Raw genomic sequence first — 23,829 nt, 5'->3', positions numbered from 1 at the left:
GGCAGGATGGGGTTCCAGAAGCTGCCCGGCAGTGACCTCGGTCGGCCACGCCGCTGGGGTCTGTCTGTGAGGTGAGTGCCGTGCCGGATCGAAGGACGCCACACCGGCGAGGGATCGGCATGACCGATGACCGGTGACGATCCGTTCGCGACGCAGCGCAGTCCGGCTCCCTCGGTGGCCTCCGAGTTGGAGTGCGCCGGGTTCACCGATGCGACCGAGATCGGGCGTGGTGGTTTCGGTGTCGTCTACCGCGCCACGGAGGCCGCTCTGGACCGGACCGTGGCGGTGAAGGTGCTCACCGCCGACCTCGACGAGGAGAATCGGACGCGGTTCGTGCGGGAACAGCGGGCGATGGCCCGGCTCACCGGGCACCCCAACATTGTCACGGTCCTGCAGGTCGGGACCACCGCGAGCGGCCTGCCCTTCATCGTGATGCCCTTTCACGCGCAGGGTTCGCTCGACGTGCGGATCCGTGAGCACGGCCCGCTGCCGCTCGAACAGGCGCTGCAACTGGGGGTGAAGCTGGCCGGTGCGGTGGAGTCCGCGCACCGGTTCGGGATCCTGCATCGCGACGTCAAGCCGGCGAACGTGCTCCTCACCGACTACGGCGAGCCGGCGCTCTCGGACTTCGGCATCGCCCACGTTCCCGGCGGGTTCGAGACGACCACCGGCACGTTCACAGCGACCCCGGCCTTCACCGCGCCCGAGGTCCTGAGGGGGGATCCGTCCAGTGCCGCGGCGGACGTCTACGGCCTCGGTTCCACGCTGTTCTGCGCGCTGACCGGCCACGCGGCGTTCGAACGCCGCACCGACGAGCAGGTCGTCGCGCAGTTCCTGCGCATCACCTCCCAGCCCGTGCCGGACCTGCGTGAGAACGAGATTCCCGACGAGGTGGCCGCCGCCGTCGAGCACGCCATGTCCGCGGATCCGGGCGCCCGCCCCACCGCCGAACAGCTCGGCGACGAACTGCGCGAGATCCAGTTCCGTCACCAATTCCCGGTCGACGAGATGGCCCTGCAGCCCGCGGCCGATGCGCGGCGCGGCGATCGCCGGGCGGCGACGGGTGGCGGGCTGCCGCCGACCGGGCCCTCGACGCGGGGCCGGAAGGGGAACCTGCCGGCGGAGCTGACGAGTTTCGTCAACCGCCGCAGCGAACTGGCCGAGGCGAAGGACCTGCTCTCGTCCTCCCGTCTGGTGACACTCACCGGAATCGGTGGTGTCGGCAAGACCCGCCTCGCGCTGCGGATCGCGACCAGCGTCCAGCGCGCGTTCGGGGACGGGGCGTGGCTGGTCGAGCTGGCCGACCTGCACGACGAGTCGCTGGTGGCGGGCCTTGTCGCCACGGCCCTCGGGCTCAAGTCCTTCTCCCGCGAGCCGCTACCGACTGTGCTCGCGGAGTTCCTCGAACCGCGCCAGATCCTGCTGGTGCTCGACAACTGCGAGCAGGTGATCTACGCGGTCGCCGAGCTGGCCGACACGCTGCTCAAGCACTGCCCCGGGCTGCGTATCGTCGCCACCAGCCGCGAGGCACTCGGGATCCGCGGGGAGGCGATACTTCGTGTTCCGCCGCTCAGCGCACCGGCCCCCGACCATCGCCTCGACCTGGCAGCCCTGCCGAGCTACGACGCGATCACGCTGTTCACCGAGCGCGCCGTCGCGGTCCTTCCGGGATTCGAGGTCACCGAGGACAACATGGCCGCGGTGGCGGGGATCTGTCACCGGCTCGAGGGGCTGCCGCTGCCGATCGAACTGGCGGCCGGGCGCCTGCGGGCGCTGACGCCCGAGCAGATCCTGCAACGCCTGACCGACCGCTTCGCGCTCCTGACCGGCGGCGGGCGCACCGCCCCGACGCGGCAGCAGACCCTCCGGCTGTGCGTCGACTGGAGTTACGAATTGTGCACGCCCCAGGAACAGCAACTGTGGGCTCGCCTGTCCGTGTTCGCCGGCAGCGTCGAGCTCACCGCTGTGGAACACGTGTGCGGCACCGACCTGACACCGGGCGAACTGCTCGACCTGATCGCGTCGCTGGTGGAGAAATCGATCCTGATCCACGAGGGATCCGCGACCGCCGGCCGGTACGGGCTCCTCGACACCATCCGCGAGTACGGACTCGACAAGCTGGCCGAGTCCAGCGAGTACGCGCTGATGCGACGACGCCACCGGGACTGGTACGAGCGCCTGGCCTTGCAGGCCGAGGCGGACTGGATCGGACCCCACCAGCTCGACTGGATCGCCCGCCTGAAACTGGACCAACAGAACTTCCGTGAGGCGTTGAAGGGCTGCATGGTGGAGCCTGACGGCGTCGCGGTGGGCCTGCGCATCACCGGTGCCCTGTACTCGTTCTGGCTTGCCACCGGGCAGATCGACGAGGGCGCCCACTGGACCGAAAGAATGTTGACTGTCGAGGGCGCCGATCGTGACGCGGGCTGGGTGCGAGCCGTGAGCCTCGGCGCGGTACTCATCGGATTTTGGGGTGACATCGCGACCGGCGCCGAATGGGCCGGACGGCTCCGCGTGGCAGCGGAAGAATCGGGTGACCCGGACGCCGTGGCGGCCGCACTCCTCGCCGCCGGCGTCATGGCGCTCAGTTCCAACGACGTTTCCACGGCAGCAACATGTTTCACCGATGCACTGGGAGCCTGTCCGGCCGAGGACGACATCGTGCGGCTCCTCATATTGATCGGCCTCGGCGTGGCCCGCGGCATGCTCGGCCACACGGCCGGGGCGGCCGACTGCCTGCAACAGGTGCTGGATGTCACCGAGCCGCGCGGCGAGCTCATGTTCCGGGCGTGGGCCCTGCGGACGATCGGCCTGACGGTGTGGTCGACCGATCCCCAGCGAGCGATCGCGGCGACGGAACAGGCGTTGCGAATCTACCGATCCTTCGATGACGGGTACGGCTCCACGCTGTGCCTCGAGTGCCTGGCCTGGATCGCCGCGGCCGACAAGAATTACACGCGGTCCGCGGTGCTGCTCGGCTACGCGCAGGCCATGCGGCAGACCGGGGGCGTGTCGAGTATCGCGATCGCCGGCTGGCGCGCGCAGCACGACGAGTGCGCGGAGCGGACCCGACGGGCACTCGGGGACAAGTCGTACGACGCGAACTACCGGAAGGGTGCCTCCGGGAGCTTCCCGCAGGCCGTCGCCTACGCGCTGGGTGAATCTCCCGAGTCCGCCGAACCGCCTCGGCCTCCGGCCGCCGCGGACAAGACCACACTGACACGGCGCGAGCTGCAGGTCGCCGGCCTCGTGGCCGAGGGGCTGACCAACAGCGCCGTCGCCGCCAAACTGGTCATCTCGCAGCGGACCGCCGAGGGCCACGTCGAGCACATCCTCGCCAAGCTCGGATTCACCTCGCGCGCCCAGATCGCCGCCTGGGTGGTCGATCGCAACCGGGACTGAAACGCGGCCGCTCGCCAGCGCGCCGGCCGCGGCTCACGCCTCCTGCGCCGCCTTCTCCGCGGCCTGCGCCTGCGCGACCTGCTCGGGGGTGAAGCGCACGAACAGTGCGGCCACTGCCGCGAGCGCGGCGAGGATCGCGCAGCCCAGCAGCGCGAACGTGTAGCCCTCGCTCAGCGCTGACAACTGCTCCGGCGTCATACGCGCGGCCGCTATACCCGAAACACCACCGAGCGACAGCGTCTTCGACGTGGCCATCGCGCCGACGATCGCGAGGCCGACCGGGCCGAACAGAGTCTGCGCCACCTGGGCGATCGCCGCGAGCGGACCGATCTCGTGCGGCCCGACGCCGGCGATGGCGCACAGCGGCAGTGGCACGACCGCGAGGCCGACACCGAAGCCGACCGCGACGACGAGCATGAACAGGTTCCCGCCATACGTCGCCGACGAATCGAGTGTCGACCCGTACAGCAGCCCGGCGGTGGTCAGGATGGTGCCGGCCACGACGAGCCATCGGGCCTGCACCTTCACTGCCAGCTTGGATGCGACGAACGCGGCGGCGCCGAGACCGAATGCGAACGGCACGAAGGCCATGCCCGCGCGCAGCGGGGTGTAGCCGAGGATGTCCTGGACGAACAGCGCGACGAACGGCGCCAGCGAGAACATCACCATGCCCACGAGCGCAATCGCGATGAACGTCGCGACACGGCTGCGATCACGGAACAGCGAGAACGGCAGCAGCGGGTTCTCGGCGCGGCGCTCCACGACGAGGAACACGCCCAGCAGCACCAGTCCGCCGATCAGGCCGACGAGTACCGGCCAACTTCCCCAGCCCATCTCGGGTCCCTCGGTGAACCCGTACACGACACCGGTGCAGCCGAGGGTCGCGAGGACCGCGCCCGGCACGTCGAGCTTCAGCCGCTCGCCACCGGTTTCCGCGAGCGCCCCGAACGCGAGCAGCAGGATCACCAGGCCGATCGGCACATTGATGAGGAAGATCCACCGCCACGACACCTCGGTGAGCGCGCCGCCGATGATCAGGCCGGTCACCGAGCCGACGCCGGTCATCGCCGCGAAGATCGCGATCGCCTGGTTGCGCACCGGCCCGGGCGCGAACGTCGTTGCCACGAGCGCCAGCGCCGTCGGCGAGGCGATCGCCGCACCGACGCCCTGCAGGGCGCGCGCGGCAACCAAGGTGGCCTCGTTGACCGCGAGTCCGCACAGCAGCGAGGCGATCGTGAACAGTGCGACACCACCGATGAAGATCCGTTTGCGGCCGAACGCGTCACCGAGACGGCCGCCGAGCAGCATCAATCCGCCATACGTGAGCGCGTACGACGTGATGACCCAGTTTCGCCCGGAATCGCTGAGACCGAGGTCCTCCTGGATCTTGGCGAGAGCGAGGGAGGCGACGGTGCCGTCGAGCACCATCATCAGCTGCATGCCGCTGAGGACGATGATCGCGAGGCCGAACGCCCGCGTGGTCACGGGGTACTTCACGGCGGTGGAGTCAGACACGAGAGTTCACGTTACCGAGCGTCAGTGGAAAATCCGGCCACAGTGCCGATCACCACGATCGCCGGCGGGCGAATGTTCTCCTCGCGCACCCGGGCCGCGACGGTCGCGAGGTCGGCCCGCAGCACCCGCTGCGTGCGCAGTGTGCCCTCCTGGATCACGGTGACCGGGGTATCGGCCGCACGGCCGCCGTCGACGAGGACGGCCGCGAACTGCTCGATGCGTTCGACGGCCATCAGCAGCACGATCGTCCCGCGCAGCTTCGCGAGCGCCGCCCAGTCGACCAGCGAGTCCGGGTGATCGGGCGCCACGTGACCGCTGACGACAACGAACTCGTGCGTGACGCCGCGGTGCGTGACGGGGATCCCGGCCGCGGACGGCACCGAGATCGCGCTGGTGATGCCGGGCACGACCGTGACGGGCACACCGGCCGCCGCGCACGCCTCCAGCTCTTCGAAGCCGCGGCCGAAGACGTACGGGTCGCCGCCCTTGAGCCGGACGACGAACTTGCCGGCCTTCGCGCCGTCGATCAGTGCCGAGTTGATCGCCTCCTGCGCCATCGCGCGGCCGTACGGGATCTTCGCGGCGTCGATCACCTCGACGTGCGGGCCCAGCTCGGCCAGCAGTTCCGGAGGTGCGAGCCGGTCGGCGACGACGACGTCGGCGCGTGCGAGCAGGCGACGGCCGCGGACGGTGATGAGGTCCGGGTCGCCCGGTCCGCCGCCGACGAGCGCGACGCCGGGTGCGGGCGCCTCATCGGTGTCCGAGACCGTGCCGGACTGCAGGGCCTCGATCAATGCGGTCCGCACGGCCGCGGATCGGCGGTGCGCGCCGCCGGCGAGCACGCCGATGCTGAGTCCCTCGTAGCTGCCGGTAGCCGGGGTGACCGCGGTGCCCTCGCGGGCGCTGTCGGCGCGGACGCAGAAGATGCGGCTGCGCTCGGCCTCGGCGACGATCGCCGCGTTGGTCGCGGCTTCATCGGTGCACGCCATCGCGTACCAGGCGCCGGCGAGGTCGCCGTCGCGGTAGTCGCGCAGATCCAGCGTGATCTGTCCAGACGTCGCCATGCCCTCGACCGCGGGCGTGACCTCGCGGGCGATGAGGTGGACGCGGGCCCCGGACGCGACCAGCAGGCCGAGACGGCGCTGGGCGACGGTGCCGCCACCGACCACCACGACACGACGGTCCGTCAGGTTGAGCCCGACCAGGTAGCTGGTCTCGTCACCGGCGGAAGCAGACACTCGTCTCCCCGTTCTCCCTATCCATGCGGATGTTCACTCGACAGATTTCGAAACACTACGGGCGACGGCGGCGGTGCCGCCAATGGAGCCCGGGGCGGTGCCGCCAATGGAGGCGGCGACCGTCACGCCATTCGTGACGCGCTTGGTCACCGCCAGTGCTCCCCCGCCGCCGGCGAGGATCGCTGCGGCCTCGGCGACGCTGGGGGTTCCGACCGCGTCGGCGACCCCGTCCGCCGGGTTGGGCACCGGTACCGCCGCCAGGTGCTCCGGCGGGTACCCGACCAAGCGCGCACCGAGAGTCGCGGCCGCGTCTGCGAACGGCGGCAGCGACGCCTTCCGGTCCAGGGTCGCCAGGACGTCCACCTGCGCGTCGCCGCACACCTCGCGGACGGCGGCGACGATATCGGCGGCACATACCCCGCGGCCGGCGCCCACGCCCACGCACAGCTCACCCACGGGCGGCCTGCACGAAGCGGCGGACGGACTCCGGGTTCCCGGCGGGGTGGGTGTGCAGGTACGACGCGTGCACCGAGCCGGCGGGCCCGCCCACGAAGCCTTCCCGCACCGCCCCGGCGTCCCAGGACCGCCAGCCCCACGCGGGTGCGTGGCCGGCGGCGGTGTCGGCGACGAGCGCGGTGCGGTGGAACTCGTGCCCCGTCACGCGGGTTCCGGCGCCGAACAGGACCGAGTCGGTCATCGCGACGGCGTCCCGGTATCCGAGGGTCAGCCGCGATCCGAACCGCGCCTCGACGTCCACGACCCCGGCCATCGGGTGCCCGTCGAGGCTGCGCGTGAGGTACAGCAGTCCCGCGCACTCGGCGTGGATCGGGGCGCCGTCGGCGGCGAGTCGGCGAACCTGCTGCAGCAGAGCCGTGTTCGACGACAGCGCCACCGCGTGTTCTTCCGGGAATCCCCCGGGCAGCACCAGACCTGCTGTCCCGGAGGGCAACTCGTCCTGCAACGGGTCGAAGGTGACGACGTCGGCGCCCGCGGCGTCGAGTAGTTCCCGGTGTTCGGCGTAGCCGAACGTGAAGGCGACGCCCCCGGCGAGCGCGATCACCGGCCGCGGCCCCGCAGGTGCGGGGCCGACCTCGGCGATGGCATCCCAGGGGGCGGCGTCGACGGACGAGCGCGCGAGCGCGCGGATCGCGGGCAGATCCAGGTGCGCGGCAGCGAGTTCCGTCATCGCGGCGACGGCGTCGGTCGCGGCTCGCCCGTGTTCGACGGCGGGCACCAGACCGAGATGACGCGACGGCACCTCGAGTTCCGCCAGGCGGGGCACCGCCCCGAGCACCGGCAGCCCCACCCGCTCGCACGCCTGCCGCAGCACCTGCTCGTGTCGGGCGCTGCCGACGCGGTTGAGGATCACTCCGCCGATGCGGACGGCCGCGTCGTAGGTCGAGAAGCCGTGCAGGACGGCGGCGAGGCTCTGGCTGTGGCCGCGCGCGTCGACGACGAGAACGACCGGGGCACCGAGGGCCGCGGCGACCTGTGCGGTCGAACCCTCGGCCGACGGCTCCGTCGATCCGGGATCGATCCGGCCGTCGAACAGTCCCATCACGCCCTCGACGACGGCGATGTCGCAGCCGTCGCTGCCGTGGCAGAACAGCGGTCCGATCCGGCCGGCGCCGACGAGCACCGTGTCGAGGTTGCGCCCCGGACGTCCGGCGGCGAGCGCGTGGTAGCCGGGGTCGATGTAGTCGGGACCCACCTTGAACGGCGCCACCCGGTCGCCGGCGGCACGCAGCGCACCGACGAGACCGGTGGCGATCGTCGTCTTGCCGCTGCCCGACGCGGGTGCGGCGATCACGACGGCCGGAGTGCTCACCACTCGATCCCGCGTTGACCCTTGCGACCGGCATCCATCGGGTGCTTGATCTTGGTCATCTCGGTGACGAGGTCCGCCGCGTCGATCAGTGCCTGCGGGGCGTCTCGCCCGGTGACGACGACGTGCTGGTTGCCGGGGCGTGATCGCAACACCTCGACAACTTCCTCCGTGTCCACCCAGCCCCACTTGAGCGGGTAGGTGAACTCGTCGAGGACGTAGAAGCGGTGCGTCTCGGTCTCGAGGCGGCGGGCGATCTCACGCCAGCCCTCGAGCGCGGCCGCGGCGTGGTCCTCCTCGGTCCCGTGCTTGCGCGACCACGACCAGCCCTCGCCCATCTTGTGCCACTGGACGGCGCCGCCGACGCCGCTCGTCTCGTGCAGGTCGCCGAGTGCCCGGAACGCGGCCTCCTCGCCCACCTTCCACTTGGCGCTCTTCACGAACTGGAAAACGCCGACGTCGAACCCCTGGTTCCAGGCGCGCAGCGCCATACCGAACGCGGCGGTCGACTTCCCCTTGCCGGGTCCGGTGTGGACCGCCAACACCGGCAGGTTGCGACGCTGTCGGGTGGTGAGCCCGTCGGCGGGCACGTTCTCGGGTACGCCCTGAGGCATGTGCAGTCCCTTTCTCGGGCTTGTCTTCTCGATCGACTCGTCAGGCGACGGCGCGAACGACGCCGGCCACCTGCTGGGCCGACAACTCGGCCAGGCGGACGCAGCCGCCGCGCAGGTCGCGCGCCAGTTCGGCGGCCAGGCCCAGCCGGACCATGCCGGTCTCGCAGTCCACGACGATCGCGGCGGCACCGGTGTCGGCGAGCATTCCTGCGGCCCGTTTGGCACGCACGACGGCGTCCTTGCCGCCGGTGGCTCGGCCGTCCGTCAGTGCCACCACCAGCGCCCGCCGCCGCGGGTCGCGCACCCGCTCCCGCAGCACGACGTCGCGCGCCCGCAGGAATCCCTCGGCCAGCGGCGTGCGGCCGCCGGTCTTCATGGCGCGCAGGCGCCGCACCGCGACGTCGACCGACGACGTCGGCGGGAGCACCAGTTCGGCGTCCCGACCCCGCACGGTGACGACGGCCACCTTGTCGCGGCGCTGGTAGGCGTCGCGCAGCAGCGACACGACGGCGCCGGTGACCGCCGACAGTCGGTCCCGCGCAGCCATGGAGCCGGATGCGTCGACGACGAACAGCACCAGGTTGCCTTCGCGACCTTCCCGGACCGCACCGCGAATGTCGCTGGGCGCCAGGCGTATCGGTCCGCCGATGCGACCGCGGGCGGTCTGGTGTTCAGCGGCCGCGAACAGCGTGCCGACCAGATGCAGGCCGGCGCCCGGCTCGGTGGTGGGGCGTACGGTGCGGCCGCGGGTCGAGCGGGACCGCGAGCGTCGGCCGGGGGCGCCGTCGCCGACACCGGGGACCTCGAGCAGGCGCGCCCGGAACTGGGAGCCGGGGGCGCCGACCCGGCGTTCCGCCCCCCCACCCGAATTCGGCGAATTCTGCTCGGTGGATTCCGTTTTCGAGTCGCCCGCGGGGGCATCCGACTCGGCGGGCGTCTCGCCGCCGCCGGGGCCGTCCGGGTCCGGCTCGGGTTCCTCGTCGGCGCGGATGTCGGCGTCGGCCTTGGCCATCGCGTCGTCGAGCTGCTCCGGATCGAGCCCGGGCTCGTCGAACGGATCGCGCCGACGACGGTGCGGCAGCGTCAGTTCCGCGGCCACCCGCACATCCTCCTCGGTGACCGACTCGGCGCCGCGCCAGGCGGCGTGCGCGCTCGCCGTGCGGGCCAGGACCAGATCGGCGCGCATACCCTCGACGTCGAACGAGGCGCACACCGACGCGATGCGCCGCAGTTCGGTGTCGGACAGCTCGACCGCGTCGACGGCGGCGCGGGCTGTGGCGATCCGGCGGGCCAGGTCGGCGTCCTCTTCGGCGTATCGGGCGGCGAAGGTGTCGGGGTCGCGTTCGTAGTCGAGGCGGCGGCGCACGACCTGCATCCGGACGTCCACGTCGCGGGACGCGGCGACGTCGACGGCGAGGCCGAACCGGTCGAGCAGCTGCGGCCGCAGCTCGCCCTCCTCCGGGTTCATGGTGCCGACCAGCACGAACTTGGCGGGATGCGAATGTGAGACCCCGTCGCGCTCGATGTGGACGCGGCCCATGGCGGCGGCGTCGAGCAGCACGTCGACCAGGTGGTCGTGCAGGAGGTTGACCTCGTCGACGTACAGCACGCCCTGATGCGCGTCGGCGAGGAGTCCGGGCTGGAAGGCGCGCTCGCCGTCCCGCAGCACCCTCTCGAGGTCGATCGAGCCGACGACGCGGTCCTCGGTCGCACCCACCGGCAGCTCGACGAGCCGCGCGCGACGGCGCTCGCCGGCATGCTCGACGTCGGGCAGCAGGGCGGCCAACGCGCGCACCACTGTCGACTTCGCGGTGCCCTTCTCGCCGCGCACCAGGACACCGCCGATGCCGGGATGGACGGCGCAGAGGATCAGCGCCAGGCGGAGCCGGTCCTGCCCGACGACCGCACTGAACGGGAACCCCGACGGGCCGGAGCTTGCCTCGTGACTGTGACGCAACGATCGAATCCCTTCACTCCTCGGTTTCCGCGCCGAGAGCTTGGCGGTACGAAACGTCGCGGCATTCTGGCTTCGGATCGACCGGGTCGAACCGTCACAGTGGCGGGACCGCGCCTGACTCTCACAGGACTTCCCCGCAGACGTTCCTTCAGTTGCAGCACCCTACCGCGCCGCAGCAGTGTGCTGCTCAGGCACCCTGTAGTACCCCGACAGCACACTGCCGCGGCCCGGGACAGGTCCCGGGCCGCGGCAGTGTGAACGAAACTCAGACCGAAGCGGACTCGGCGAGGCGGTCGACCTGGGGCACCGTGGTGTCGGCGGCGTCACCGAGCTCGAGCGCGCGGTTGCTCCAGTCCCACACCTGATCGAACAGCGCCGGGTTGTCCGACAGCTTCTGGCCCAGCGACGGGACCATCTGCTGCAGCTTCGGCTTCCAGGCCTCGAACTCGCGCGGGAAGCAGCGCTGCAGGACGTCGAGCATCGCGGGAACGGCGGTCGACGCGCCCGGGGACGCACCGAGCAGGCCGGCGACGGTGCCGTCCTCGGAGTTGACGACGGCGGTGCCGAACTCGAGGACGCCGCCCTTGCCCTTCTTGCGGATGACCTGCACGCGCTGGCCGGCGGTGATGAGCTCCCAGTCGCCGCCGGTGGCACGCGGCACGAACTCACGCAGCGTCTGGATGCGGTCGGCCGGCCCCTGCATGAGCTCACCGATGAGGTACTTGGTGAGCCCCATCTCGGTGAGGCCGACGCCGAGCATCGACGCGAGGTTGTTGGGCTTGACCGAGCCGGGCAGGTCGGTGACCTTGCCGTTCTTGAGGAACTTGGGCGACCAGCCGGCGTAGGGGCCGAACAGCAGGCCCTGCTGGCCGTTGATGACGCGGGTGTCGAGGTGCGGAACCGACATCGGAGGCGCACCGACGGCGGCCTTGCCGTACACCTTGGCGCGGTGCTGCGCGATGAGCTCCGGGTTGGTGCAGCGCAGGAACTGGCCGCTGACCGGGAAGCCGCCGAATCCCTTGGCCTCCTTGATGCCGGACTTCTGCAGCAGGTGCAGGGCACCGCCGCCGGCACCGATGAACACGAACTTGGCGTTCACGGTCTTCTTCGCGCCGGTGCGCAGGTTCTCGACCTTGACCAGCCAGCTGCCGTCGGACTGCTTGGTGAGGTTGCGGACCTCGTGCCCGAAGAACACCTGGCCGCCGGACGCGCCGACGTAGCCCAGCAGCTGCTTGGTGAGGGCGCCGAAGTCGACGTCCGTGCCGGACTCGGTCCAGTTGAGGGCGACGGGATCGGAGAAGTCGCGGCCCTTGGCCATGAGCGGCAGGCGCTCGGAGAAGAAGTCCTCGGACTCCGAGTACTCCATGCCGGCGAACAGCGGATGGCCGGCGAGCGCGTCGTAGCGGGCGCGCAGGTACTTCACGTTGTCGGCACCGTGCACGAAGCTCACGTGCGGGATGGGGTTGATGAACTCCTTGGGATCGGTGAGGATCCCGTTGTCGACAGCGTAGGCCCAGAACTGCCGGGAGACCTGGAACTGCTCGTTGACGTTGATCGCCTTGCTGATGTCGACGCCGTCACCCTTGGCCGGGGTGTAGTTCAGCTCGCAGAGCGCGGAGTGGCCGGTGCCGGCGTTGTTCCACGGGTCGCTGCTCTCGGCCGCAGCCGCGTCGAGTCGCTCGAAGGTGGTGATCGACCAGTCGGGCTGCAGCTGACGCAGGATCGCGCCGAGCGTTGCGCTCATGATGCCCGCACCCACGAGCACTACATCGGTCTTCGCCACTACGTTCTGGTCTGACACTGGAGAATCGACTTCCTTGTCTGTTACACGCGATCTGTTCTGCACGCATCGCCTGCCCGGGTCCCACGCTGGCACCGGCCTTCCGACACGGACCGCACCCATTCGAGACATTACGTGCACAGACCGCATTTCGCGCGCCTGTGGCGCTTAGGTTACCTGTGCGTCACCTTCCCCAATTGTGCCCCTCGCAAACGACTCTGTTGTGCCAATAGAGTGTGATCGTGACTACTTGGGCTCCCGACGTCCTGGGCGACGGATACCAGCAGCTGACAATCCCTTTGGGTCCGGATCCCGACGGGGAGGGCGAGGCGGAGGCGACCCTGGTCCGCTACCAGCCCGGAGCATTGACCGGTACCCGAGCGGTGCTGTACGTCCACGGGTTCACCGACTACTTCTTCCAACAGCACCTCGCCGAACACTTCGCCGAGCAGGGCTACGCCTTTTTCGCCCTCGACCTGCGCAAATGCGGGCGCTCGCGGCGCCCCGGGCAGACACCGCACTTCGTGACCGACCTGACGTACTACGACCGGGAACTCGACGAGGCGCTGCGCCTGGTGCGTGAGCAGCTCGGCGGCGGACAGGTCCTGCTGGTGGCCCACTCGACCGGCGGGCTGATCGTGCCGCTGTGGCTCGACCGCGTCGAGCGCCGGCCGGGCGGATCCGCGGGCGCGGGTGTGGCGGGCCTCATCCTCAACAGTCCGTGGTTCGACCTGCAGGGACCGGCACTGCTGCGCAGCGCCGGCACCACGGCCGCCATCGACGCGCTGGGGCGGGTGTCGAGCAAGACCCCGATTCCGGGGCAGAAGCTCGACACTTACGGCTCGAGCCTGCACGTCGGCGCGAACGGCGAGTGGGAGTACAACCTCGACTGGAAGCCGCTCACCGGATTCCCCATCACCTTCGGCTGGTTGCGCGCCATCCGGCGTGGCCACGCGCAGCTGCACCGCGGGCTCGACATCGGGGTGCCGTCCCTCGTCCTGCGCTCGAAGGCCACGGTGTTCGCCTCCCGCTACAACCCGAGCGTGGACGCGGCCGACGCCGTCCTCGACGTCGACCAGATCGCCAAGTGGGCCGGTTGCCTCGGTAACCGCACCACGATCGTCCCCATCGAGGGCGCGCGACACGACGTGTTCCTGTCCACCGCGCAGCCGCTCGCGGCGGCGTTCCACGAGGTGGACCTGTGGTTGGCTTGGCTCGACGCACACCACCTCACCTCGACGGACACGGAGCCGGCGGCGACCACCGGCACCGAGACGGGAGCCCCCGCGTGACCCACTTCGACATCGCGATCATCGGTACCGGATCGGGTAACTCGATCCTCGACCAGCGTTACGACGGCAAGAAGGTCGCGATTCTCGAGGAGGGCGTCTTCGGCGGCACCTGCCTCAACGTCGGCTGCATCCCCACCAAGATGTTCGTCTACACCGCCGAGGTGGCCCGCACGATCACCGAGGCGTCGAAGCTCGGCATCGACGCGACACTCGACGACGTGCGCTGGCACGACATCGTCAAGCGGGTGTTCGGCCGGATCGACCCGATCTCGGCGGGCGGCGAGCGGTACCGCACCGACGACTGCCCCGATGTGACGGTCTTCCGCGGTCACGCCCGGTTCGTCGGTCCACGCACCATCGACACCGGAACCGGCGAGGTGATCACCGCGGACCAGGTGGTGATCGCGGCCGGCTCGCGGCCGACGATCCCGAAGGAAATCGGCGACAGTGGTGTTCATTACCGCACCAACGACGACATCATGCGGCTGCCGGAGCTGCCCGAGCGTCTCGTCATTCTCGGATCCGGTTTCGTCGCAGCCGAGTTCGCGCACGTCTTCTCGGCGCTCGGCGTCCGGGTGTCGATCATCGGCCGCAGCGATCGCCTGCTGCGCCACCTCGACCGCGACGTCGCGGACTGGTTCACCGAACTGGCCAAGCGCAAGTGGGACGTACACCTGTGCAACCCGGTGGTCGCGGCCCGCTCCGTCGGCAGCTCCATCGAGATCGAGCTGTCCGACGGGACCGTCGTCGCCGGCGACGAATTGCTGGTCGCGGTCGGCCGCACCCCGAACGGCGACCGACTCGACGCCGCGCTCGGCGGTGTCGCCGTCGACGAGTCGGGACGGGTGATCGTCGACGAGTACCAGCGCACCACCGCGGAGGGGGTGTTCGCGCTCGGTGATGTGTCGTCGCCCTACCAGCTCAAGCACGTCGCGAATCACGAGATGCGCGTCGTGCAGCACAATCTGCTGCAGAACGCCTGGAGCGCCACCGAGAAGTCCATCGCGAGGCTGCGGCGCACCGACCACCGGTTCGTGCCGGCCGCGGTGTTCACCGACCCGCAGATCGCGAGCGTCGGGATGACCGAGGAACAGGCCCGTGAGGCCGGTCTGGACATCACCGTGAAGATGCAGAACTACTGCGACGTCGCCTACGGCTGGGCCATGGAGGACGACGAGGGCTTCTGCAAGGTGATCGCCGAGCGTGGCACCGGACGCCTCCTCGGCGCGCACGTCATCGGTGCGCAGGCGCCGACGGTGATCCAGCCGCTGATCCAGGCGATGAGCTTCGGGCTGTCGGCGCAGGACATGGCCACCGGCCAGTACTGGATCCATCCGGCCCTGCCTGAGGTGGTCGAGAACGCGCTCCTCGGTCTCGATATCTGACGTAGTCGTCCGCACGCTCGCCGATCACCCGATCGGCGAGCGTCGCTCGGCGGGATCGGGCAGCCAGGCCTGCCATCCCGCCAGAACCACCGCGAGCACCGCCACCGGAACGAAGTAGCCGTACACGAACTGTGGCGCGGGCTCGAGGAACGCGCCGAAGGAGCCGAGGGCGAGGACAGTGGCGACGACTCCCGCGAGCCACCTTCGCGGGATCGCCGCGGGGAGCAGACACAGCAGCGACGGGACGGCCAGCGCGGCGACGACCGACGGTCCGTAGTGCCGTGCGATCGACTCCTCGCACTCCTCGCCGGGCATGACGCCGCTGTCGGGATATCCGAGCTCGCACGACGTGATCTCGAGCATCGGACTGGTCGCGGCGAAGACTCCCAGCCCGGCGCAGATCCACGCCAGCACGATCCACCCGGCCCTGATCGCGTTCAGCATGCCCTCCCCTTCTCGACCGACGTCGACGATGACGCTACAAGGCGCGAAAGGGACAGCCGGGCAAACACTCTCCGTTCCTGGAACAGTGAAGGATTCCTCCCGGATTCCGAGAGGAATCCTTCACTATCAGAGCAAGAGCCCACCGCCTTGAGCTGGCGCCCAGGACCGGTTCCGATGAAGTACAACGACGATCGTTGGCGCTCAGCTAGATTCAGCGCATGACCGGTAACCGGATCGGCCGCCGTATCGTCACCGCGATCGCTGTTGCGCTGCTCGCGGGCGCACCGCAGATCCTCGCTCCGACAGCCCAGGGCGTCCCCGTCGTCACGCGGGCGCAGGACGATCCCGGGACAGTCCTCGAGTCCTCCCCGCTCCCCCAGTCGTTCTGGCTGCCCGGCACCGCGGCGGCGTACCGGATCACCTACGTGACCACGGGTCCCAACGGCCGCACTCCCTGCACCGGCATGGTGTTCGTCCCGGAGGGCACGCCGCCGCCGGGCGGCTGGCCGATCGTCGCCTGGGCGCACGGAACCATCGGCGATTCCGACGCGGATGCCCCGTCGCGCAACGGGATCGACTCGGAGAGCAGCGGCTATGTGACGAACTGGCTGGCCCGCGGCTACGCCGTCGCGGCCACTGACTACATCGGCCTGGGCACCCCCGGCGTCCCGCCCTATCTGGACGGGAAGGCCGCGGCGCACAGCGTGATCGATTCGGTGCGTGCGGCCCGTGCCGTCGACGGTCGACTCTCGCCGAAGTGGGCGGTGGTCGGCCTTTCCGAGGGCGGGCAGGCCTCGGTGTTCACCGCTCATGTCGCCACCGAGTACGCACCCGAATTGGACTATCGCGGCGCGGTCGCGACCGGCGTGCCGTCGAACATCGAGACGTTGGCTCCGCTGGCCGGACCGAATTTCCCGCCGCAGAGCCTCGCCGGGCTCACCAACTTCATGACGTTCGTGATCGCCGGGCTCCGCGACACCCACCCCGAGGTCGACGTGAACAGCTACCTCACGCCGATCGGCCGCACGCTGGTCGACGCGGCACCGGAGCTGCCCTATCCCGAGTTCGCCCGACTTGCCGCGAATGTCTCTGTGGCCCAGATGCTCTCGCGGTCCCTGAACAATCCGGCACTGCTGGCCGCGCTGCGCGACTACCTCCAGGTGCCGACGTCGGGATACGACCGGCCGCTGATGATCCAGCAGGGGTCCGAGGACCTGACCGTGCCGCTGCCCCTCACGCTGAAACTCGTCGCGGACATGAACCTGGACGGCACCTTCCCGGAGTTCAAGGTCTATCCCGCCGATCACATCGGCAGCATGTTTGCCGGCGAGGCCGACGCGGCCGAATTCGTCGCGAAGGTGTTCCGGTGCGAGCCGGGATTGGACGAGCGCGAGTGTGGGCCGGCCTCCGGAGGGTCGCTCGCGTCACTCGGGTCGGCCGGATCGCTCGAGCTACTCGGGTCGCTCGGGCTGCTGGGGCTGGCCGGGTCGAACTGAGCGCGGCGCGCGAACCGGTCGTGGAGGATTCCTCTCGCCCGGCGAGAGGAATCCTCCACGATTCGGCGGTCGACTACTTCCGGTGCCGCAGCGCCCGGACGACGCCGTCGCCGATCGACTGCAGGATCTGTACCAGAACGATGAGCACGACGACCGCCACCAGCAGCACCGGCGTGTTGAACCGCTGGTAGCCGTAGACGATCGCGAAGTCGCCGAGACCGCCACCGCCGATGACGCCGGCCATCGCCGAGTAGCCGACCAGCAATACCACGGTCAGCGTCGCGCCCGCGACCAGGGCCGAAACCGATTCCGGCAGGAGGACTTTCCGAACGATCTGACCGTTGCTGGCACCCATCGCCTGCGCGGCCTCGACGCGGCCGACGGGGACCTCGCGCAGCGCCGACTCGACTACCCGCGCGTAGAACGGGATCGCTCCGATCGTCAGCGGCACGATCGCGGCCGTCGGGCCTATCGCGGTGCCGACGATCAAGCGGGTCACGCCGATCAGCGCGATCATCAGGATCAGGAACGGCAGCGACCGGAAGACGTTGACGATCCCACCGAGCACGGCGTTGACGGCGCGCTGCGGCCACAACCCACTCGGCGAGGTCACGTGCAGGATCACGCCGAGCAACACACCGCCGATCACGGTGAGAACGAAGGAGATTCCCACCATGTAGAGGGTCTCCTGCGTCGCCTCCCACACCTCGGGGAGCGAGTCCTGCCAGGACAGCTTGTTCACGCGATTACCCCCTGCGCCAGTGCGCCGGTCGTTTCCTGCCCTGCACCCCAGGCCAGGGTGGTGCCCGGCTGGGCGGCGACGAACGCGTCGACGTCGGCCCGGTTCACATCGGGACCGAACCGTAGCCGCAGGCGCCCGACGGTGACGCCGGCGACCTGTTCGACGCTGCCGCCGACCACGGAGATGTCGACGTCGAGCTTGCGGACCAACTGCGCGAGCCACGGTCCGTGCGCCTCGTCGCCGATCGTGGTGACGAGCGCGGTGTCGGCGCCGTCACCGGCGGACGGATCGTCCCCTACCGGGACGATCGCCGCGCCCAGCACCGAGCCGGGTGTGCCGACGAGATCGATGATCCGTCCGGACTCGGCGATCCGGCCGCCCTCGAGGCGCGCCGCGGACGTGCAGATGCGGCGCAGCACGCCCAGTTCGTGGGTGATGAGCACGACGGTGACGCCGATCGAGCGATTGAGCTCGGCCAGCAGGTCCAGTACCTGGTCGGTGGTGGCGGGGTCGAGAGCACTGGTCGCCTCGTCGCACAGCAGCACGTCCGGCTCGGACGCCAGCGCGCGGGCGATGCCCACGCGCTGCTGTTGCCCTCCGGACAGCTGCGACGGGAACGCCTTCTCCTTGCCGGCGAGCCCGACGAGTTGGATCAGCTCGTCGGCGCGGGCCCGGCGCTGCTTGCGGTCCAGCCCGGCCAGCTCGAGCGGGAACTCTACGTTGGCCCGCACCGTCCGCGAGTGCAGCAGGTTGAACTGCTGGAAGACGGTGCCGATGCGGCGCCGCGCCTGACGCAGACCGCCGCCGGAGAGCTGCGACAGGTCGTCGCCGCGGAGCACGATGCGCCCGCTGGTGGGCTGTTCGAGCAGATTCAGGCACCGCAGCAGCGTCGACTTGCCCGCACCGGACGGGCCGACGATGCCGAAGATCTCGCCCTCGGCGATCTCGAGGTCGATGCCGCGCAGGGCCGAGACCTCCCCCGCTCCGCCGGAGGCGGGGAAGGTCTTGACCAGATTCTCGACGCTGATCATCAGCTGGCCGGGTGGACCGGGACGACGGAACCGGAGTAGTTCTCCTGGATCCAGGTGGCGGTCTCCGGGGACTCGAGCGCCGCGGCGAGCGCCTTGACGCCGGGATCGTTCTCGTCGGCGGCACGGACGACGAGCAGGTTCGCGAACGGGTTGTTCTCGACCTTCTCCGACAGCAGCGCGTCCTTCGCCGGGGTCAGACCGGCTTCGATCGCGTAGTTGGAGTTGATCACCGCGGCGGTGATCTGCGGGTCGCCGAGGTTGCGGGCGATCTGCGAGCGCTCGATCTCGACGAACTTCAGGTTCTTCGGGTTCGCCTTGATGTTCGCCTGGGTGACGACGGACAGGTCGGCCTCGGCGAACGGCTTGTCCATCTGGATCAGTCCGGCCGACTCGAGCAGGTAGAGGCCGCGTGCGAAGTTGGTGGTGTCCTTGGGCAGCGCGATGGTCGAGCCGTCCGTGAGCTGGTCGACGGCGGTGATCTTCTCCGAGTACAGGCCCATCGGCTCGAGGTGCACGTCGGCGACGGAGACGAGGTCGCTCACGCCCTTCTGCTTCTGCCAGTCGGCCAGGTAGGGCGCGTGCTGGAAGTAGTTGGCCTGGACGTCGCCGGCGACCAGCAACTCGTTGGGGTCGATCTCGCCGGTGACGGGCTTGATGTCGAGCTTGACGTCACCGAGGACGCCCGAGTCGGCGATGTGCTCGAGGATCTCGACGTGCGGGGTGCTGGACGCGGAGATCACCAGTGTCTCCCCGTCGCTGCCCGACGAGCAGGCGGCCAGGCCCGCGGTGAGCAGGGCGGCGGCGGACAGAACAGCGGTGCGGCGCAAGAACATTGAGAGGTACCTTCCGGTGGGTGGGGCGGTCAGCCGCGCAGGGCGGGCAGGTCGAGCAGGTCGCGGTGGTACCGCTCGGTGACATTGGGGTGCGCACGCAGGCGCGACTTGAGGGCGTTGAGTCCGTAGCGGGCGTGCAGGGTGCCGCCGTGCTGGTCGGGACCGACGCCCGCGGCCTCCGCCGCGAGCTCGGGCGAGAGCGGGACGGTGGGCAGGGCCTGGTCGTAGCCGGGGTTGAGGAAGAACGGCAGCGAGACCCGGTCGGTGCCGGCGGCCGGCGGCAACACCCGGTGCACCGTGGCCTTGAGGTAGCCACCGGTGGCGACCTCGAGCAGCTCGCCGATGTTGACCAGCAGGTGGCCCGGGATCGGTGCGACGTCGAGCCAGCCGCCATCCGCCTCCACCTGGAAGCCGGTGCTGTCGGGTTCCGGGTAGAGCAGCGTGAGCGCACCGACGTCCTTGTGACTGCCGACGCCCTGGTCGGTGACCGAGCCGTCGTGGCCCGGGTAGCGAGCGATCTTCAGCAGCGGATCCGGGTCGGCGAACGCGGTGTCGAAGAAGTCGGCCGGGGCGCCGAGCGACCGCGCCCAGCCACTGATCAGACGCAGGCCGGCGGCCTGGGCCTGGCTCGACCATTCGAGTGCGAGCTCGCGCAGGCGCGGCACGCGCGCCGGCCACAGGTTGGGCCCGTGCAGCACGTCCCACGGACGATCCGGATCGATCGGGTCAACGGCCGCGCGCTCGGGTCCGATGTCCAGCTGCTCGCGCCAGTCGATGTAACCCTGGGTGCGCTCGCCGCCGACCCGGGTGTAGCCCCGAAAGTGCGGCGAGTTGCTGTTCTCGATCTCGAGCTTGTCGGCCTCGGGCAGCGCGAAGAACTCGCGGGCCGCCGCGATCACGTCGTCGGTGAGCTGCTGGTCGATGCCGTGACCGGTCAGGTAGAAGAAGCCGATCTCGTGCGTCACCTTGCGGAGTGCGTCGACGTCGAGGTTCCCCAGATCGATGATGGGGAGCGAGTGGGCGGACATGGAAGGATCCTTTCCCCACGGGCACCGAAGGACTTTCAGGCGCTGCGACGTGTGGGTGCCCGGTGGGAGGAATTCGCACGGGGATGCGGGACGGCCTTCGAGTGCCGTCGCGCGAAGCTGTCTCGTCTCAGCGCCGACGCATGCAACAACAACCACCACGCATTCGCGTGGAGGCGACAGTTGCTGCGGAGCCGCGCATCGGAGACCTTCCCGATCGAGATCGTGAACCGGCAGGCCGGATCGGACATGCCAGTGACAGGAGGCTAACGCGCTCACCGTGAATAGTTCAAATCGTACGTATACGCATGGCGACGAACGGCGACATTTGCGAGACGAACGGTCGGAACTGTTCGCCTGACCTGCGAGGACCGGCCCCGAACTCGACCCGCTGACGCGGACGGTTCACGGCCGGTCCGAGGGATCGGCCATCTCGAGAGCCTTGGTGGTGAAGACGCGGTAGCCGCGATGTGGGCGGTAGCCGTGGATCTCGGGGGTGTCGAGGCTGCGAATGAACGAGAGGATCTGACGGCTGAACACCTGCCCGGGGACCAGTACCGGGAAGCCCGGCGGATACGGGGTGACGAAGGTGGCGGAGACCACCGGCCGCCCGGACTCCGTCGCCTCCTCGACCTCGTCCGCGGTGAGGTACTCGCACCGAGTGTCGTCGTAGGCGAGGAAGAAGGCCCGCCGCACATCCCCGTCGGGAGTTGGTGCAGCACCATCTTTTTCGAGGAAGATCGGATGGAATCCGCTGAAGTCCGGCAGCGGCGCCGTCGGGTTCGTCAACCGGATCACCGCCGCCTCGTGGTAGCCGCGTTCGAGGGTGCTCATGTCGGCGAGGCGCTCGTCGAGCTCGTGGGCGAACTTGACCAGTACCTCGACGAGGTAGGCGACCGAGCTGCGGGTGGTGCCGATGTTGGTCATGAACAGCACCGTGTTGCGGGAGGTCTTGTTGATCTGCACGCCGTAGCGGTCCATCAGCTCGGCCCGTTTGAAGGTGTCTCCGTCGATACCGGTCGATCCGATGTAGAGCGTGATCCGCGACGGGTCGAGGACGAACTCGTCGCGCTGCCAGGCGGCGACCATGGCGCGCAGGCCCCCGCGGAGCGGCTGGTCGATGCGTGAGGGGCGGAACTGCTCGGGAATCAACTCCGCCGTCGACAGGCAGTGCATGTACTTGCTCAGCAGCGGATGGTGGTCGACCGCGTCACGCAACCGCATCGCGTTCTCGACCTGCTTCTGCACCAACTCGGCGCCCTCGAGGTCGGCCTGCCGCCGGCCGATGTCGAGCGAGGCGAGGATCTGATAGTTGGGCGAGGTGGAGGTGTGGGCCATATAGGCCTCATGGAAGGTCTCCTCGACCTTCTGATCGAACTCCTGGTCGAAGACATGGATCATCGAGCCCTGGCGCAGCGAGGTCAGCGTCTTGTGGGTGGACTGGGTCGCGTAGACCCGCACCTTGGCGCGGACCGGGTCGGGCATCAGCCGCCGGTCGAGCAGCGTCGCGTCGTCGGCGCCACGCACCTGCTCGGCGTACTCGGCGTACTCGGCCCGATACCCGGGATCGCGCAACCGCTCGCGCACCGCCTGCGCCGCGTGCATCGCGGTACGGGTGCGATAGACGGGATGGAACCGGGCGAAGGCGAACCACGCCTCGTCCCACAGGAAGACCAGGTCCGGCTTGATCGCCAGGCATTCCTCGACGACCCGCTCGACGTCATAGATGACACCGTCGAAGGTGCAGTTGGTCAGCATCAGCAGCTTGACCCGGTCGAGCTTGCCGGCCTCTCGGAGCGCGAGCAGCTTCGACTTGATCTCCCGCAGCGGCACCGCGCCGTACATCGAATACTCGTTGAGCGGATACGCGTCGAGGTACGTGACCTGGGCGCCGGCGAGCATCAGGCCGTAGTGGTGGGACTGGTGGCAGTTGCGGTCGACCAGGACGATGTCGCCCGGTGCGACGAGCGCCTGGACGACGATCTTGTTGGCCGTCGAGGTGCCATTCGTCACGAAGTAGGTCTGCCGCGCTCCGAACGTCTCGGCCGCCAGTCGCTGGGAGTCACGCAGCGGACCGGTCGGCTCGAGCAGCGAGTCCAGTCCCCCACAGGTGGCCGAGGTCTCGGCCAGGAACACCTCGAGGCCGTAGAAGTCGACCATGTCGGAGATCCAGTGCGAGTTGACGATCGACTTGCCCTGCGAGATCGGCAACGCGTGGAACACGCCGGTCGGGCGGTAGCTGTACTCGCGGAGTGCACTGAAGAACGGGGTGCGATACCGCGCCGCGATCCCCTCGAGCAGGCTCAGGTGCAGATCGAGCGATCCCTCCCCGGCGTGGAAGACCCGGCGGAAGTACTGACCGAGCTCACCGGCGAGATCCTCGACCGCGATCTCGGTCATCAGGTACAGGTCGAGCTCCGGGCGGGTGTCGGTGAGCTCGCCGGCCAGGATCCGCGTCCGCTCCTCCGGTGTGTGCCCGGCGAGCTTGTCCGCGATGTCCGTGTAGATGAAGTTGGCGAGAGCCGACAGATCCCTGCGGGACTGGTGGGAGAAGCGGCGGCGGATCACGCACGCCTGCAGATTCACGTTCAGTCGCGCCGCGATGACCGCGTCGTCGCCGCTGCCGACGACGACGAGTTCGTAGATGAACTGGTCGTCCGGCCTACGCCAGGCGCGCACTTCCTGGCGCAGCGCGCGCTCCTGCGCCTCGGTCATGGTCTCGACCACCAGCACCTCGAAGTAGTGGGGACGGGATCCGCCCGCGCCCCCTTCTTCCCGGCGGGGCGAGTCCCCGGCGACCGCCTCGACGTCACCGTCGACCGGGGAGACCGGCGTGCCGCTGCGATAGGAGCCGGTGACCAGCGCCCGGTTGATTCTCGCGACGGTGCGGGAGAACTTGTCGTACACACCGGTCGTGAACAGCCGCTGGGTCTGCGCGAAGACCTGCGGCCCGGGGAAGGCCCAGTATCGCTCCAGTGGTCGCAGCTGGTCGAGCAGGCTCTCGACTCGTTCGAGCAGCGGGCCGATCGGTGCCCCGCGGGCCACCGCACCGGCCAGGTGCGCGCTCGCGCCCTCGAGTCGGCACCACGAGTCCGCCCGGAACTGCCACATACTGTTGTAGGCCCGCGGATTCACCTCAGCCATCACAGCCTCCACCGCCACGGTCACGATCGACAGCCGAGGTCGGTCGAGGACGGCGCCGTCGTGCCGAGCAATCCCAGACTGCTCCCCCACGTCCGGACAGGCAAGG

Annotated in this window: 17 protein-coding genes; 4 read left to right on the top strand and 13 right to left on the bottom strand. The window is 69.7% G+C overall.

Annotation, left to right across the window (positions count from 1 at the left end):
- Positions 1-126 precede the first annotated feature (126 nt).
- Positions 127-3,402: a protein kinase domain-containing protein gene (locus ABTV10_RS09720; RefSeq protein ID WP_499034326.1), complete on the top strand. Its 3,276-nt coding sequence runs from the start codon at positions 127-129 to the stop codon at positions 3,400-3,402.
- 33 nt (positions 3,403-3,435) lie between these two features.
- Here the strand turns inward: ABTV10_RS09720 and ABTV10_RS09715 are convergent, their stop codons facing one another.
- The 7 genes from ABTV10_RS09715 to mqo form a co-directional block, all read right to left on the bottom strand.
- On the bottom strand, positions 3,436-4,917 hold the full coding sequence (locus ABTV10_RS09715) for an MFS transporter (protein WP_499034324.1): 1,482 nt from the start codon (positions 4,915-4,917) through the stop codon (positions 3,436-3,438).
- 11 nt (positions 4,918-4,928) lie between these two features.
- The gene (gene cobA / locus ABTV10_RS09710; RefSeq protein ID WP_499034323.1) at positions 4,929-6,155 is read right to left on the bottom strand and encodes a uroporphyrinogen-III C-methyltransferase; all 1,227 of its coding nucleotides are present in this window, start codon (positions 6,153-6,155) and stop codon (positions 4,929-4,931) included.
- 33 nt (positions 6,156-6,188) lie between these two features.
- Positions 6,189-6,611, bottom strand: a complete 423-nt coding sequence (locus ABTV10_RS09705; RefSeq protein WP_499034321.1) for a cobalamin biosynthesis protein — start codon at positions 6,609-6,611, stop codon at positions 6,189-6,191.
- A complete protein-coding gene (locus ABTV10_RS09700; RefSeq protein WP_499034319.1) occupies positions 6,604-7,983 on the bottom strand; it encodes a cobyrinic acid a,c-diamide synthase CobB in 1,380 nt (459 codons plus the stop codon). The genes ABTV10_RS09705 and ABTV10_RS09700 overlap by 8 nt, the downstream gene beginning before the upstream one ends.
- Positions 7,980-8,594: a cob(I)yrinic acid a,c-diamide adenosyltransferase gene (cobO, locus tag ABTV10_RS09695; RefSeq protein WP_499034316.1), complete on the bottom strand. Its 615-nt coding sequence runs from the start codon at positions 8,592-8,594 to the stop codon at positions 7,980-7,982. Before cobO ends, ABTV10_RS09700 begins: the two co-directional genes overlap by 4 nt.
- 40 nt (positions 8,595-8,634) lie before the next feature.
- Positions 8,635-10,551 carry a magnesium chelatase subunit D family protein gene (locus ABTV10_RS09690; RefSeq protein ID WP_499034313.1) on the bottom strand — a complete coding sequence of 639 codons (1,917 nt, stop codon included), beginning with the start codon at positions 10,549-10,551 and terminating at the stop codon, positions 8,635-8,637.
- Positions 10,552-10,816: 265 nt separating this feature from the next.
- A complete protein-coding gene (gene mqo / locus ABTV10_RS09685; RefSeq protein ID WP_499034311.1) occupies positions 10,817-12,352 on the bottom strand; it encodes a malate dehydrogenase (quinone) in 1,536 nt (511 codons plus the stop codon).
- Positions 12,353-12,573: 221 nt separating this feature from the next.
- Between mqo and ABTV10_RS09680 the strand changes: the two genes are divergently transcribed.
- Both ABTV10_RS09680 and mtr read left to right on the top strand, forming a co-directional pair.
- Complete coding sequence (locus ABTV10_RS09680) at positions 12,574-13,623, top strand: alpha/beta hydrolase (RefSeq protein ID WP_499034310.1); 1,050 nt, start codon at positions 12,574-12,576, stop codon at positions 13,621-13,623.
- Positions 13,620-15,008, top strand: a complete 1,389-nt coding sequence (gene mtr / locus ABTV10_RS09675; protein WP_499034309.1) for a mycothione reductase — start codon at positions 13,620-13,622, stop codon at positions 15,006-15,008. The genes ABTV10_RS09680 and mtr overlap by 4 nt, the downstream gene beginning before the upstream one ends.
- Positions 15,009-15,032: 24 nt before the next feature.
- Here the strand turns inward: mtr and ABTV10_RS09670 are convergent, their stop codons facing one another.
- The gene (locus ABTV10_RS09670; protein WP_433612087.1) at positions 15,033-15,452 is read right to left on the bottom strand and encodes a hypothetical protein; all 420 of its coding nucleotides are present in this window, start codon (positions 15,450-15,452) and stop codon (positions 15,033-15,035) included.
- 218 nt (positions 15,453-15,670) lie between these two features.
- Here ABTV10_RS09670 and ABTV10_RS09665 point away from each other — a divergent pair, with 218 nt between their 5' ends.
- Positions 15,671-16,948, top strand: coding sequence for an alpha/beta hydrolase (locus ABTV10_RS09665; protein WP_499034307.1), 1,278 nt, complete (start codon positions 15,671-15,673; stop codon positions 16,946-16,948).
- Between the two features lie 73 nt (positions 16,949-17,021).
- Here ABTV10_RS09665 and ABTV10_RS09660 read toward each other — a convergent pair whose 3' ends face one another.
- The 5 genes from ABTV10_RS09660 to ABTV10_RS09640 all read right to left on the bottom strand — a co-directional run bounded on the left by ABTV10_RS09660 (position 17,022) and on the right by ABTV10_RS09640 (position 23,723).
- On the bottom strand, positions 17,022-17,624 hold the full coding sequence (locus ABTV10_RS09660; protein ID WP_499035157.1) for a methionine ABC transporter permease: 603 nt from the start codon (positions 17,622-17,624) through the stop codon (positions 17,022-17,024).
- Positions 17,625-17,686: 62 nt separating this feature from the next.
- Positions 17,687-18,721, bottom strand: coding sequence for a methionine ABC transporter ATP-binding protein (locus tag ABTV10_RS09655; RefSeq protein ID WP_499034306.1), 1,035 nt, complete (start codon positions 18,719-18,721; stop codon positions 17,687-17,689).
- Positions 18,721-19,554 carry a MetQ/NlpA family ABC transporter substrate-binding protein gene (locus tag ABTV10_RS09650; RefSeq protein WP_433612078.1) on the bottom strand — a complete coding sequence of 278 codons (834 nt, stop codon included), beginning with the start codon at positions 19,552-19,554 and terminating at the stop codon, positions 18,721-18,723. The genes ABTV10_RS09655 and ABTV10_RS09650 overlap by 1 nt, the downstream gene beginning before the upstream one ends.
- 29 nt (positions 19,555-19,583) lie before the next feature.
- Positions 19,584-20,582 carry an isopenicillin N synthase family dioxygenase gene (locus ABTV10_RS09645; protein ID WP_499034305.1) on the bottom strand — a complete coding sequence of 333 codons (999 nt, stop codon included), beginning with the start codon at positions 20,580-20,582 and terminating at the stop codon, positions 19,584-19,586.
- A gap of 402 nt (positions 20,583-20,984) precedes the next feature.
- On the bottom strand, positions 20,985-23,723 hold the full coding sequence (locus ABTV10_RS09640) for an aminotransferase class I/II-fold pyridoxal phosphate-dependent enzyme (RefSeq protein WP_499034304.1): 2,739 nt from the start codon (positions 23,721-23,723) through the stop codon (positions 20,985-20,987).
- Positions 23,724-23,829: the final 106 nt, after the last annotated feature.

This window comes from Paraburkholderia sp. RHO2, assembly GCF_050955445.1.
Lineage (GTDB): Bacteria > Actinomycetota > Actinomycetes > Mycobacteriales > Mycobacteriaceae > Prescottella > Prescottella agglutinans_A.
This window is presented reverse-complemented; position numbering and strand designations above follow the sequence as displayed.